General features: G+C 68.5%; 10 protein-coding genes, 4 tRNA genes and 1 pseudogene. 11 read left to right on the top strand and 4 right to left on the bottom strand.

The window, feature by feature from the left end; all coding sequences use genetic code 11:
• Positions 1-50: 50 nt before the first annotated feature.
• The 11 genes and pseudogenes from R5H19_RS09915 (at position 51) to R5H19_RS09865 (ending at position 9,024) form a co-directional block, all read left to right on the top strand.
• Positions 51-818: an FHA domain-containing protein gene (locus R5H19_RS09915; RefSeq protein ID WP_318158827.1), complete on the top strand. Its 768-nt coding sequence runs from the start codon at positions 51-53 to the stop codon at positions 816-818.
• A gap of 81 nt (positions 819-899) precedes the next feature.
• Positions 900-1,988 carry a 3-phosphoserine/phosphohydroxythreonine transaminase gene (gene serC, locus R5H19_RS09910; protein WP_318158826.1) on the top strand — a complete coding sequence of 363 codons (1,089 nt, stop codon included), beginning with the start codon at positions 900-902 and terminating at the stop codon, positions 1,986-1,988.
• Between the two features lie 95 nt (positions 1,989-2,083).
• Positions 2,084-3,151, top strand: a pseudogene (gene pheA / locus R5H19_RS09905) (prephenate dehydratase); the annotation flags it as partial.
• Entirely contained in the window at positions 3,148-4,458 is a 1,311-nt protein-coding gene (aroA, locus tag R5H19_RS09900) for a 3-phosphoshikimate 1-carboxyvinyltransferase (RefSeq protein ID WP_318158825.1), read from the top strand. The pseudogene pheA and the gene aroA, both read left to right, overlap by 4 nt.
• A gap of 62 nt (positions 4,459-4,520) precedes the next feature.
• Complete coding sequence (kdsB, locus tag R5H19_RS09895; protein ID WP_318158824.1) at positions 4,521-5,300, top strand: 3-deoxy-manno-octulosonate cytidylyltransferase; 780 nt, start codon at positions 4,521-4,523, stop codon at positions 5,298-5,300.
• A 39-nt stretch (positions 5,301-5,339) separates the two neighbouring features.
• On the top strand, positions 5,340-7,166 hold the full coding sequence (uvrC, locus tag R5H19_RS09890; RefSeq protein ID WP_318158823.1) for an excinuclease ABC subunit UvrC: 1,827 nt from the start codon (positions 5,340-5,342) through the stop codon (positions 7,164-7,166).
• Positions 7,167-7,237: 71 nt separating this feature from the next.
• The gene (gene pgsA, locus R5H19_RS09885) at positions 7,238-7,837 is read left to right on the top strand and encodes a CDP-diacylglycerol--glycerol-3-phosphate 3-phosphatidyltransferase (RefSeq protein ID WP_318158822.1); all 600 of its coding nucleotides are present in this window, start codon (positions 7,238-7,240) and stop codon (positions 7,835-7,837) included.
• A 71-nt stretch (positions 7,838-7,908) separates the two neighbouring features.
• Positions 7,909-7,984 (top strand) — tRNA-Gly (locus tag R5H19_RS09880).
• A 112-nt stretch (positions 7,985-8,096) separates the two neighbouring features.
• Positions 8,097-8,172: transfer RNA gene (locus R5H19_RS09875), tRNA-Gly, on the top strand.
• 84 nt (positions 8,173-8,256) lie between these two features.
• Positions 8,257-8,330 (top strand) — tRNA-Cys (locus R5H19_RS09870).
• A 313-nt stretch (positions 8,331-8,643) separates the two neighbouring features.
• Complete coding sequence (locus tag R5H19_RS09865; protein WP_007508565.1) at positions 8,644-9,024, top strand: HU family DNA-binding protein; 381 nt, start codon at positions 8,644-8,646, stop codon at positions 9,022-9,024.
• A gap of 90 nt (positions 9,025-9,114) precedes the next feature.
• On the opposite strand, the gene R5H19_RS09860 is transcribed toward R5H19_RS09865, so the two are convergent.
• From R5H19_RS09860 to R5H19_RS09845, 4 genes are all read right to left on the bottom strand, one after another.
• A tRNA-Leu gene (locus R5H19_RS09860) sits at positions 9,115-9,201 on the bottom strand.
• Positions 9,202-9,262: 61 nt separating this feature from the next.
• Positions 9,263-10,498, bottom strand: coding sequence for a TraB/GumN family protein (locus R5H19_RS09855; RefSeq protein ID WP_318158821.1), 1,236 nt, complete (start codon positions 10,496-10,498; stop codon positions 9,263-9,265).
• Between the two features lie 121 nt (positions 10,499-10,619).
• A complete protein-coding gene (locus R5H19_RS09850) occupies positions 10,620-11,510 on the bottom strand; it encodes a carbon-nitrogen hydrolase (RefSeq protein ID WP_318158820.1) in 891 nt (296 codons plus the stop codon).
• A gap of 48 nt (positions 11,511-11,558) precedes the next feature.
• Positions 11,559-12,593, bottom strand: coding sequence for an agmatine deiminase family protein (locus R5H19_RS09845; protein ID WP_318158819.1), 1,035 nt, complete (start codon positions 12,591-12,593; stop codon positions 11,559-11,561).
• Between the last annotated feature and the right edge of the window lie 36 nt (positions 12,594-12,629).

Raw genomic sequence — 12,629 nt, 5'->3', positions numbered from 1 at the left:
TGCCACGCGGCTGCATGCTAGAGTCTCGCGGTCCATCGACCGGTTGATCCATGCGTATCGAATTTCCCAATGCGGCCCGTGAGGATTTCCATTGGGCGTCGGCACAGCTGCGCATCGGCAGCGCTCCCGACAACGACCTGGTGCTGGCCATCGAGCAGGCGGCGCCGCATCACCTGCGCATCCAGCAAGATCGCCGCGGCTGGGTGCTGCAGGTGCTGCCATCGGCCGACCGCATTTACGTCAATGCGCGACCGGTGCGCGAGCGGGCCTTGTTGCGTGCCGGCGACGTGGTCAGCGTGGGCGACTGCCGCCTGTTGCTGCGGGCCGATGAAGATCCTGCCCGCCGACCGCCGTTGAACGTGCCCGAGCAGGGCCGTTGCACGGTAGCACTGCGCGCCGTGGCCGGTCCGCTGTCGGGGCGGGTGTTACCGTTGCGGGACAGCCTCACGTTCGGGCCGCACGGCGATTGCCCGCTGGAACTGCCGCAGGGCGACGTTGTGATGCTGCGGATATTCTGGGAGGAAGGCCAGCTGTGGCTGCAGGCCGCCCGCCCGAGCGAACGCCACCCGCTCAGGGTCAACGGCGTGACGGTGCAGAAGCTGGCGCTGCAGCCCGGCGACCAGATCGGCGTGGCGATGCACCGTTTCGTGGTCGACGGACCAGGCATGGAGCCGGAACCGGAGATCGTGATGGCCGAACCGCTGCCGCCGCGCCTGCCCGAGGCGTCGGCTGGCCCGAGCGGTGAAGTGTGGTGGCTGATCGTCACCGCTGCCGTGCTGGCACTGGGCATTGCGCTGGTGCTGCTGATCCGCTTTTGACGGCCGCTGCTGGCAGTTGACGGCTTCATGCTGCGCTGCGCCATAATGCACCGGATACCCTTCGACAGGACGCAGGCGCACGTGAGCAGAATCTGGAATTTCAGCGCGGGTCCGGCGGCGTTGCCGCTGGCGGTACTCGAGCGCGCCCAGCGCGAGATGCTGGACTGGAATGGCAGCGGCGCCTCGGTGATGGAGCAGTCCCATCGCGGCAAGCGTTTCATCGCCATGGCCGCCCAGGCCGAAGCCGACCTGCGCGAGCTGATGGGCATACCGGCCGACTACGCGGTGTTGTTCCTGCAGGGCGGCGCCACCCAGCACTTCGCGCAGATCCCGATGAACCTGGCCGGCGAGAGCGACAGCGCCGACTACGTCGTCAGCGGCCACTGGAGCGCGAAGGCGGCCAGTGAGGCGAAGCCTTACCTGCGGGTGAACGTGGCGGCCAGCAGCGAGGCAGACGATTTCCTGAAGCTGCCGCCACGCGAGGACTGGCGGCTCGACCCGCACGCCGCCTACGTGCACTACACGCCGAACGAGACCATCCACGGCGTCGAGTTCCATGACATCCCCGACGTCGGCGACGCGGTGCCGCTGGTGGCCGACCTGTCCTCGAACATCCTGTCCGGGCCACTGGACGTGCGCCGCTTCGGGCTGATCTACGCCGGCGCGCAGAAGAACATCGGCCCGTCCGGCCTGGTCGTGATGATCGTGCGCCGCGACCTGCTGCAGCGCACGGGGCGACCGATGGCGCGGATCTTCCGCTACGCCGAGCATGCGGCTGCCGACTCCATGCTCAACACGCCGAACACCTGGGGCTGGTACGTGGCGGGGCTGACCTTCCAGTGGCTGAAGGCGCAGGGCGGCCTCGACGCGATGGCCGCCCGCAACCGGGCCAAGGCCGAGCTGCTGTACGGTGCCATCGACGGCTCCGGCGGCTATTACCGCAACCCGGTGGAGCCCGCCGCACGCTCGCGCATGAACGTGCGCTTCACTCTGCATGACGCAGCGCTGGACATCGCCTTCCTGCAGGAATCCGAGGCCGCCGGCCTGCTCGCGCTGAAGGGGCACAAGGCGCTCGGCGGCATGCGCGCCTCGCTGTACAACGCGGTGCCGCCGGAGGCGGTCGAGGCGCTGGCGGCGTTCATGCGCGACTTCGCGCAGCGGCACGGCTAGCGGACGCGGGCCGTGTTTTCCGGCAAGATGCCGACCCATCATTTGGACTTCCAGCCATCCATACGGCCCGACGCATGACCGATTCCAAGACCCCGCTGAACGAGATGCGCGAGCGCATCGACAGCATCGACCGACAGATCCAGCAGCTGATTTCCGAACGCGCCCGTCATGCACAGACGGTGGCCAGGGTGAAAGGGGAGGGGCTTTCCGCGATCGATTATTACCGCCCCGAGCGCGAGGCCCACGTGCTGCGCATGGTGGTGGACCGCAACGAGGGGCCGTTGTCCGACACCGAGATGGTGCGCCTGTTCCGCGAGATCATGTCCTCCTGCCTGGCCCAGGAAGACCCGCTGAAGATCGGCTTCCTCGGCCCGGAAGGCACCTTCAGCGAGCAGGCGGTGCGCAAGCACTTCGGCCACGCCGCCTACGGCCTGCCGCTGGGCAGCATCGAGGAGGTGTTCCAGGAGGTTGCCGCCGGCCATGCCGACTTCGGCGTGGTGCCGGTGGAGAACTCGGGCCAGGGCATGATCCAGGTCACCCTGGACATGTTCCTCACTTCCGCAGCCACCATCTGCGGCGAGATCGAGCTGCGCGTGCACCAGTGCCTGCACTCGCTCACTGGCCGGCTGGAGGACGTGCGCCGCATCTATGCCCACGCGCAGTCGCTGCAGCAGTGCAAGACCTGGTTGCGCATCAACCTGCCCGAGGTCGAGTGCGTCGCGGTGTCGAGCAACGCCGAGGCGGCGCGGCTGGCGCTGCATGCCGACGACGTCGCGGCGATCGCCGGCGAAAGCGCGGGCAAGGTCTACCGGCTGAAGACGGTGGCGCAGGGCATCGAGGACCGCGCCGACAACACCACCCGCTTCCTGGTGATCGGCCGCACGCTGTTTCCGCCGTCCGGCAACGACCGTACCTCGCTGCTGGTCACGGTGAACGACAAGCCCGGCGCGCTGTACGACGTGCTCAGCCCGTTCGCCCGGCACGGCGTCAGCCTGAACCGGATCGAGTCGCGCCCGGCGCATACCGGCAAGTGGCAGTACGCGTTCTTCATCGACGTCTCCGGCCACATCGACGACCCCGCCTTGCAGGCGTCGGTGCAGGAGATCGGCACGTCGGCGGCGACCGTCCGCGTGCTCGGCTCCTACCCGGTAGCCCTGCCTTGAGCGGCCGCCTGGACTGGAGCAGCCGGGCGGGCGGTCCGCTGCATGGCAGCGTGCGCGTGCCCGGCGACAAGTCGGTGTCGCACCGCGCGTTGATGCTGGCGGCGATCGCCGTGGGCGAGTCGCGCATCCGCGGCTTCCTGGAAGGCGAGGATACCCGTGCCACCGCCGCGGTGCTGGCGCAGCTCGGCGTGCGCATCGACACGCCGTCGCCCGGCGAACGCGTGGTGCACGGCGTGGGCCTGCACGGCCTGCGCAGCACGGCGCAGCCGCTGGATTGCGGCAACGCCGGTACCGGCATGCGCCTGCTGGCTGGCCTGTTGGCCGGCCAGGCGTTCGACAGCACGCTGGTCGGCGACGCCTCGCTGTCGAAGCGGCCGATGCGCCGGGTGACCGAGCCGCTGGCCCGGATGGGGGCTCGGATCGACACTCGCGATGGCCTGCCGCCGCTCACCGTGCATGGCGGCCAGCCGCTGCGCGGTATCCGCTACGAGTTGCCGGTGGCCAGCGCGCAGGTGAAGTCCGCGCTGCTGCTGGCCGGCCTGTACGCGGAAGGCGAGACCGAAATCGTCGAGCCACATCCCACTCGCGACTACACCGAGCGCATGCTGGCTGCATTCGGCTGGCCGATCGCCTTCGCGCCGGGTTGGGCGAAACTGGAAGGTGGCCATGCGCTGCATGCCGCCGACATCGAGGTGCCGGCCGATTTTTCCTCGGCGGCATTCTTCCTGGTCGCCGCCAGCATCGTGCCCGGTTCGGCGCTGCGCCTGCCGGCGGTGGGGCTCAACCCGCGCCGCACCGGCCTGTTGCAGGCGCTGCAGTTGATGGGGGCGGACATCGCCATCGAAAACGAACGCGAGGCCGGCGGCGAGCCGGTAGGCGACCTGGTGGTGCGCCATGCGCCGCTGCATGGCGTCGAACTGCCCGAGGCGCTGGTGCCGGACATGATCGACGAGTTCCCCGCACTGTTCATCGCCGCCGCGGTGGCCGGCGGCCGCACCACGATCCGTGGCGCCGCCGAGCTGCGGGTGAAGGAGTCCGACCGCATCGCCACGATGGCCAGCGGCCTGCGCACACTGGGCGCGGTGGTCGAGGAAACACCGGACGGCGCGGTCATCCACGGCGGCCAGCTCGGCGGCGGTGCGGTGGAGAGCCATCTCGACCATCGTATCGCGATGAGTTTCGCGGTGGCCGGGCTGGTCGCTGCCGCTCCGGTACGGATCCATGACTGCGCCCATGTCGCCACCTCCTTCCCCGGCTTCCTGGAACTGGCCAACGGCTGCGGTTTCGCGCTGCGCGGCGCGGGCTGAACTGTCCGCGTCGTGCATGTATCGTTGCGGCAAGGTCTGCCCCCTGGTTGAAGATTGCTCCCATGTCCAATGCCGTACCGCCATTCATCGTCGCCATTCCCGCCCGTTACGGTTCGACCCGCCTGCCGGCCAAACCGTTGCGCGAGATCGACGGTGTGCCGATGGTGGTGCGCGTGGCGCAGCGCGCCCTGCAGGCCGGCGCCAGCCAGGTGGTGGTGGCGGTGGATGACCGCCGTATCGCCGACGCACTGGCCGGACAGGAAGGCGTGGACATCTGCATGACCCGCAGCGACCACGCCTCCGGCAGCGACCGCCTGGCCGAGTGCGCGCAGCACTACGGCTGGGCCGACGACAGCATCGTGGTGAACCTGCAGGGCGACGAGCCGTTCGCGCCGGCCGCCGGCATCCGCGCGGTGGCGCAGGCGTTGGCCGGCGACGACGCGCCGATGGCCACCCTGGCCACGCCGATCATCGACGCCGAAGAACTGTTCGACCCGAACGTGGTGAAGCTGGTGCGTACCGCCAACGGCCGTGCGCTGTACTTCAGCCGCGCGCCGCTGCCGTGGGCGCGCGACGCGTTCGCCATCGACCGCCATGCGCTGCCGTCCGGTTCGCCGTTCCTGCGCCACATCGGCATCTACGCCTACCGTGCCGGCTTCCTCGACCGCTACAGCCGTCTGTCGCGCACGCCGCTGGAGCAGACTGAATCGCTGGAGCAGCTGCGCGTGCTGGAGCACGGCCACGCGATCGCGGTGCGGCTGACCCCTGAGCCGTTTCCGCCCGGCATCGACACCGAGGCCGACCTGGAGCGCGCGGAGCAGTGGTTGCGCACGCAGCACTGAGCCTCCATGTGACGAGGTCATCGCCGCTAGAATGACCCCATGCAGTCCGCGCAACCGCCCCCCTTCGACGGCAAGGCCTTCGTCCGCACGCTCACCACTTCGCCCGGCGTCTACCGTCACTTCGATGCGGCCGACGAGCTGCTCTACGTGGGCAAGGCCGGCAATCTCAGGAAGCGCGTCGGCAGCTATTTCCTGAAGCCGCGGATGGAGCCGCGCATCGCCGCGATGGTGGCGCAGATCGCCCGCGTCGAGATCACCGTGACGCGCACCGAGGGCGAGGCGCTGCTGCTGGAATCGCAGCTGATCAAGTCGCTCAAGCCGCGCTACAACATCCTGCTGCGCGACGACAAGAGCTACCCGTACATCTACCTGTCCAGCGGCGAGGACTACCCGCGACTGGCCTTCCACCGCGGCGCGAAGAACCTGCCGGGGCGCTACTTCGGGCCGTACCCTAGCGCCTACGCGGTGCGCGAAAGCCTCAGCCTGATGCAGAAGCTGTTCAAGGTGCGCCAGTGCGAGGACAGTTACTTCCGCAACCGCACGCGGCCTTGTCTGCAGTACCAGATCGGCCGCTGCAGCGCGCCCTGCGTGGGACTGATCAGTGTGGAGGATTACCGCAACGACGTGCGCCACGCCGAGATGTTCCTGGAAGGGCGCAGCAACGCCGTGATCGACGAACTGGCCGAGGCGATGGAGCAGGCCAGCAAGGCGCTGCAGTTCGAGCGTGCCGCGAAGCTGCGCGACCAGGTGGCCGCGCTGCGCCAGCTGCAGGCGCAGAACCACGTGCAGGGCGCCAGCGCCGACATGGACGTGATCGCCTGCCGCATCGAGGCGGGCCTGGCCTGCGTCAGCGTGCTGTTCTTCCGCAACGGCATCAGCCTGGGCACGCGCGACTTTTTCCCGCGGTTGCCGCTGGACGCCGAGCCGGGCGACGTGCTGGCGCAGTTCATCGCGCAGTACTACCTGGAGCGCCCGGTGCCACGCGAGCTGATCCTGGGCGAGGCGCTGGCCGACCGGGACATCCTGGCCGAGCTGCTGAGCCAGCACGCCGGCCGCGCGGTGGAGCTGAAATCCAGCGTGCGCGGCGAGCGCGCGCAGTTCCTGCAGATGGCCGAGCGCAACGCGCAAGCCTCGCTGACCGCGCGGCTGGCCAGCCGGCAGACCCTCGGCACGCGCTTCGACGACCTGCAGAAAGTGCTCGGACTGGCGGCGTCGCCGCGGCGCATCGAGTGTTTCGACATCAGCCACACCATGGGCGAGCTGACCGTGGCCTCGTGCGTCGTGTTCGGCCCGGAGGGGCCGGAGAAGTCGCACTACCGCCGCTTCAACATCGCCGGCATCACGCCCGGCGACGATTATGCAGCGATGCACCAGGCGCTCACCCGGCGTTTCCGCAAGGTCGCCGAGGGCGAGGGCGCGCGCCCGGACGTGCTGCTGATCGACGGCGGCGGCGGGCAGGTGGCGCAGGCACTGGAGGTGCTGAAGGAACTCGGCGTCGACGGCATCGAGGTGGTCGGCGTGGCCAAGGGACCGGGTCGTCGCGCCGGCGAGGAAACGCTGGTGCTCGCCGATTCGGGGCGCGAATTGCATCCGGGTTCGTCGTCGCCCGCGCTGCATCTGGTGGCCGCGGTGCGCGACGAGGCACACCGCTTCGCCATCAGCGGCCACCGCAAGCGGCGCGAGAAAGCGCGTGAACGCAGCGTGCTGGAAGACGTGCCAGGCATCGGCGCGCGCCGGCGTTCCGCTTTGCTGAAGGCGTTCGGCGGCATGCAGGGGCTGGAGCGTGCCGGCGTTGAGGAACTGATGCAGGTGAAGGGCATCGACCGCGGCCTGGCCGAGCGCATCTACGCCAGCCTGCACGGCTGAATGCCGCGCATGCCTTCACTCGGCAGCGGCGCAGCGGCGTGCGAAACTGTAACAAATCATCGGGACGAACCATGCACATCAACCTGCCGACCTGGCTGACTCTCTTTCGCGTTGCCCTGTTGCCGGTCATGGTGGTGGTGTTCTACCTGCCCTTCCCGGGGCACAACATCACCGCGGCAGTCGTGTTCGTGCTGGCTGCGGTCACCGACTGGCTCGACGGTTATCTCGCACGGCGGATGAACCTCACCTCGGCATTCGGCGCGTTTCTCGACCCGGTGGCCGACAAGCTGATGGTGGCGGTGACCCTGTTCCTGCTGGTCGAGTCGCACCGCGGCGGTTGGCCGGGCGTGCTGATGGCGGTGACCGCGGCGGTGATCGTCGGCCGCGAGATCAGCGTCTCGGCGCTGCGCGAATGGATGGCCGAGATCGGCATGCGCGCCACCGTCAAGGTTGCCTTCATCGGCAAGCTGAAGACGGTGATGCAGATGGTCGCGCTGGTGGTGCTGATCGTGCAGCACGAGAAGGCGGCCGAGGCGCTGCGGCTGTACCACATCGGCGAGGGCCTGCTGGTGGTTGCCGGCGTGCTCACGATCTGGTCGGGCCTGTATTACCTGCGGGCCGCCTGGCCGAGCCTCAGCGCCGACCGGGCGCCTGGCAAGGGCAATCCCTGAGTGCGGCAATCGCGGCAGGACGGAACGGGCTTGACGATCCGCATTCACGTATTAGAATGCGCGCCTCCGATGCGGGAATAGCTCAGTTGGTAGAGCACGACCTTGCCAAGGTCGGGGTCGCGAGTTCGAGTCTCGTTTCCCGCTCCAGTTTTTTCGCCAGGCCCCGACCCGTTCGGGGCCTGGTCGTTTTTGGGGCCGTGACGGAAGCGCGACAGCTATTCACAAGCAACTTCGTTCTGCTATCATTCGCGGCTCTGATGCGGGAATAGCTCAGTTGGTAGAGCACGACCTTGCCAAGGTCGGGGTCGCGAGTTCGAGTCTCGTTTCCCGCTCCAGTTTGCAAACAGAACCTCGGGCCGCCGGGGTTTTGTTTTTTACAGGCAACCTGCGATCATCATGGTCGCGATGCACCAAGCAATGGCCAGGTGGCAGAGTGGTCATGCAGCGGACTGCAAATCCGCGTACGCCGGTTCGATTCCGACCTTGGCCTCCATTGCGCAACCGGCTGCCATGCAGCCGCAGAAGACCCGCCCTCGGCGGGTTTTTTTGTGCCGCGGAACAGGTACGTCGAGCAGCAGGTTTTGCCTGCCTAGGCTTCGCGACCAGTAGTCGCCCGAGACGGTTTGCCGCGGCTGCGGCGGTCGTTTCGCACTTGCGGCAGGCATCCGGGCCATCAATTGCGCTGCTACAGCGTCTTTTTTGCGGTTTTTGCCGCCCAACCCGTTGGCGGCATCGCGGAATTCCCCTACATTCAGCGTGCCGCAAGGCATACGAACCAACCACTACATATCCACGAGGGGAAACCCATGGCAAAGACGCAGAAAGCAGCTGCAAAGAGCAAGCCGGCATCCAAGGCCGCACCCGCCGCACCCAAGCCGATCAAGGAAGTCCTGAACAAGTCCAGCCTGGTGGCGCACATCGCCGAAGCCAGTGGCGTGGTGGCCAAGGACGTGCGCGCGGTGCTGGCAGCGCTGGAAGGCGCGGTGGCCGGTTCGGTGCACAAGAAGGGCGCCGGCTCGTTCCAGCTGCCGGGCCTGCTGAAGATCACCGCGGTGAGCGTGCCGGCCAAGCCGAAGCGCAAGGGCATCAACCCGTTCACCAAGGAAGAGCAGTGGTTCGCGGCCAAGCCGGCGTCGACCAAGATCAAGATCCGCCCGCTGAAGAAGCTGAAGGACGCGGCGGCCTGATCGTCCCCGTTCTTCTAGTTCCGAAATCGAAAGTGCGGCGGGCGATCCCGCCGCACTTTTTTTGTGGGCGAGGCAAGTTCGTCGAAGAGGTGGTGCCCGGACCCGGGATCGAACCGGGATACCCGTGAGGGTGAGGGATTTTAAGTCCCTTGCGTCTACCAGTTTCGCCATCCGGGCATGGCGTCCGCGGCGGTGCGCGGGCGCGCGCATCGTAGCACGCGACGCGTCTGTGGCCGGGTCAGAACAGGCTCTTGAAGATGTGGATGCCGGCGCTGTACTCGCCGATGATGGTGCCCACGCTGACCAGGAAGAAGTTGAGCAGGGTGCGCGCCACGCGGTTCTTCCACCAGCCGCTCCAGTGCACGATGTCGTCGCGCAGGGTGTCGAAGTCGACCACCCGCGGGCGGCGCGCCCAGGCTTCGGCCATCGCGCTGATGCCGCCAGCCGGGATGCCGGGGCGGAACGGCTTGATCGGCGCGGCGATGAAGGCGGCGGTGATGCTGAACGGATGGGCGCCGGCGACCAGCGCGCCGAGCGCGGCGAAGCCGCCGGTGAACAGCACCCAGGCCAGCAGTGCCTGGGTGCCCAGTGAGGCGTTGCGGTGGAAGGCCCAGGCGATCGCGGCGAAGACCAGCAGCACCAGGCCGGCGGCCACCCACTTCGGCCAGCGCGCCTTCGGCGGCGGGACGGCCAGCTCGGCGACCTTCGCGGCGGGATCGTCCTGCTGCTCGCGCAGCAGGGTGCACAGGCCCTTGAGGTGGCCGGCGCCGATCACCACCAGTACGCGGCGGTTCTCTGCGGTGGCGGTGCGGCCGGCTTCCTCGCGCAGGCGCGCGGCCATGAACGCGTCGCGTTCGCCGATCAGGCTGTCGTAGAGCGGCTTCGAGCCGCTGGCGAATTCGCTGAACGCGCTTTCCAGCAGGTCGCCCTGCTTCAGCTTCTCGATCTCGCCCTGTTCGATGTCTTCGCGTTCGAACACGCTGGCCAGCAGGCCGCCGAGCAGGCCGAAGCGCTGCCAGAAGCCCACGCTGCGCCAGGCACGCTTGAGTGTGGTGCCGACTTCGCGGTCGATCAGCCACAACGGCAGCCCACGCGCCTCGGCGCCGTCCATCGCGGCCTTCATCTCGGCGCCGGGCTGGATGCCGGACTGGTCGGCCAGGCGCTTCTGGAAGGTCGACAGCACCAGGCTGGCGGCGACCATGCCGGCCTTGCCCTGGCGGATCACCTTGAACAGATCCATCTGCCTGAACGCTTCCGGGTCGCGCATGCTCTGCGCGCGGCTGTCACATAGTTCCACCGCCACCGCGTCGAAGTGCTCATGTTCCAGCAGCGCCTCGACCGCTTCCATGCTGCTGCGCGAGACGTGCGCCGTGCCCAGCACCACGTATTCCACGCCGTCGCGCTGCACGCGCTCGATCGGCTGGCCATGCAGGGCGGCGGGCGGCGCGGTGACTTCGGTTTCGGGGGCGCTCATGCGTTCAGCAGGCCGATGGTGGGTAGAGATCCATGCATGGGGACGCATCCCACGCGAAGCAAGTGAAGAGTGCGGCCGGGGATGGCCGCCCGTGTGATCTTCGCGATCAGGGATGATCGCATTAATCCCGAAAGCGCCTGAGCAGATCGGCGTAGGCGTCGATGCGGCGGTCGCGCAGGAACGGCCAGATCCGCCGCACATGCTCGCTGCGTTGCAGGTCGACGTCGGCCAGCAGCAGCTCGCGTTGGTCGTTGCCGGCCAGGGCCAGGAATTCACCCTGCGGGCCGGCCACGAAGCTGGATCCCCAGAACCGGATGCCGGCGCCGACGCCCGAGGGATCGGCCTCGAAACCGGTGCGGTTGCACGACAAGAGCGGCAGGCCGTTGGCCACGGCATGGCCGCGTTGCACAGTGATCCAGGCGTCGCGCTGGCGGTCCTTTTCGGCCTGGTCGTCGTTCGGGTCCCAGCCGATCGCGGTGGGATAGAGCAGCAGTTCGGCGCCGGCCAGCGCCATCAGGCGGGCCGCCTCCGGGTACCACTGGTCCCAGCACACCAGCACGCCGAGGCGGCCGACCGAGGTGTCGATCGGCTCGAAGCCAAGGTCGCCGGGGGTGAAGTAGAACTTCTCGTAGAACGCCGGATCGTCCGGGATGTGCATCTTGCGATACTTGCCGGCGATCGTCGCGGAGCGATCGAAGACGACGGCGGTGTTGTGGTACAGCCCGGTCGCGCGCTTCTCGAACAGCGAAGCCACCACGACCAGTTGCAGTTCTTCGGCCAGCTTGCCGATGCGCTCGGTACCGGGGCCGGGAATCGTCTCGGCCTGGTCGAAGATATCCACCGACTCGTGCTGGCAGAAGTACGGGCCGTTGTGCAGCTCCTGCAGCAGCACCAGCTCGGCGCCGGCCGCGGCGGCTTCGCGCAGGCCGGCTTCGATCGCGTCGAGATTGGCGTCGCGGCTGCCGCGGTCGGTTTCCTGCAGCAGCGCGACCTTGAGGGTCTTGCGGGTCATGGGTGGGGTCCTCGGCACGGCCAGACCCGGCAGTTTAGCCGATGCGGCTCAGGCGATCCCCGCCGGCAGCTGCATGGTGACGCAGTGCAGGCTGCCGTTCTGCCAGATCAGCGGGCGACATGGCACCTGCACCACCTCGCGGCCGGGGTGCGCGGTGCCGATGATGCGCGCGGCTTCCGCGTCGGCGCGGTCGCCGTAGGCCGGCACCAGCACGGCGCCGTTGACGATCAGGTAGTTCGCGTAGGATGCGGCGAGCCGGCGGCCCTCGTCGATGATCGGCTGCGCCCATGGCAGCGGGTGCAGCTGGTACGGACGGCCATCGGCGGTGCGCAGCGCGGCCAGTTCTTCGCCCATGCGCTGGAGTTCGTCGTGGTGGTGATCGGCCATGTCGTCGCAGGCCTGGAACACGATGCGCTCGCCCGGCGCGAAGCGGGCGAGGGTGTCGATGTGCGCGTCGGTGTCGTCACCTTCGAGGTAGCCGTGGTCCAGCCACAGCACGCGATCGGCGTGCAGGCCCTCGCGCAGGATCGCGTCCATCGACTCGCGCGACTGCTCGGGGTGGCGCTGGTGCAGGCATTTCCAGGTGGTGAGTACGGTGCCGGCACCGTCGCTCTCGATGCCGCCGCCTTCCAGCGCCCAGTCGATGCGCCTGTGCATGGCATGGCCGAACACGCCGCACTGCACCAGGCCGGTGATCAGTGCGTCGTCCTGCTCGGCGCTGAACTTGCCGCCCCAGCCGGTGAAGCGGAAGTCGGTGAGCCGGAAGCCGCCGGCGTCGTCGACCAGGGTGATCGGGCCGGAATCGCGCAGCCAGGTGTCGTCATAGGGCAGCTCGACGAAGCGGACTCTCGACAGGTCCGCGCCATCGCCGCGCAGCTGCATCTGCACATGCGCGCGCAGTGCGGCATCCGCGACCACCACGATCAGCGGCTGGAAGCGCGTCACCGCAGCGGCCAGCGCCACGTAGGTGGTTTCCACCGCGGCCAGCCGTTCGGCCCAGTCGGTGCCGGCGTGCGGCCAGGCGATCAGCACCGCGGCCTGCGGTTCCCATTCGGCAGGCAGGCGCCAGCGGGGGTCGGTCATGACGGATTCTCGTGCGGGAGGGCGCCGCACGGCGCC

The sequence above is a fragment of the Rhodanobacter sp. KK11 genome (assembly GCF_033345435.1).
Classification (GTDB): Bacteria; Pseudomonadota; Gammaproteobacteria; order Xanthomonadales; family Rhodanobacteraceae; genus Rhodanobacter.
Note: the sequence above shows the minus strand (reverse complement) of the source record. Positions and strands in the feature narration are given on the sequence as shown.

Bases quoted from the DNA above. Each gene is read 5' to 3' on its own strand.
- R5H19_RS09915 (WP_318158827.1), top strand. From the start codon at position 51: ATGCGTATCGAATTTCCCAATGCGGCCCGTGAGGATTTCCATTGGGCG.
- kdsB (WP_318158824.1), top strand. From the start codon at position 4,521: ATGTCCAATGCCGTACCGCCATTCATCGTCGCCATTCCCGCCCGTTAC.
- uvrC (WP_318158823.1), top strand. From the start codon at position 5,340: ATGCAGTCCGCGCAACCGCCCCCCTTCGACGGCAAGGCCTTCGTCCGC.
- pgsA (WP_318158822.1), top strand. From the start codon at position 7,238: ATGCACATCAACCTGCCGACCTGGCTGACTCTCTTTCGCGTTGCCCTG.
- R5H19_RS09865 (WP_007508565.1), top strand. From the start codon at position 8,644: ATGGCAAAGACGCAGAAAGCAGCTGCAAAGAGCAAGCCGGCATCCAAG.
- R5H19_RS09855 (WP_318158821.1), bottom strand. From the start codon at position 10,498: ATGAGCGCCCCCGAAACCGAAGTCACCGCGCCGCCCGCCGCCCTGCAT.
- R5H19_RS09850 (WP_318158820.1), bottom strand. From the start codon at position 11,510: ATGACCCGCAAGACCCTCAAGGTCGCGCTGCTGCAGGAAACCGACCGC.
- R5H19_RS09845 (WP_318158819.1), bottom strand. From the start codon at position 12,593: ATGACCGACCCCCGCTGGCGCCTGCCTGCCGAATGGGAACCGCAGGCC.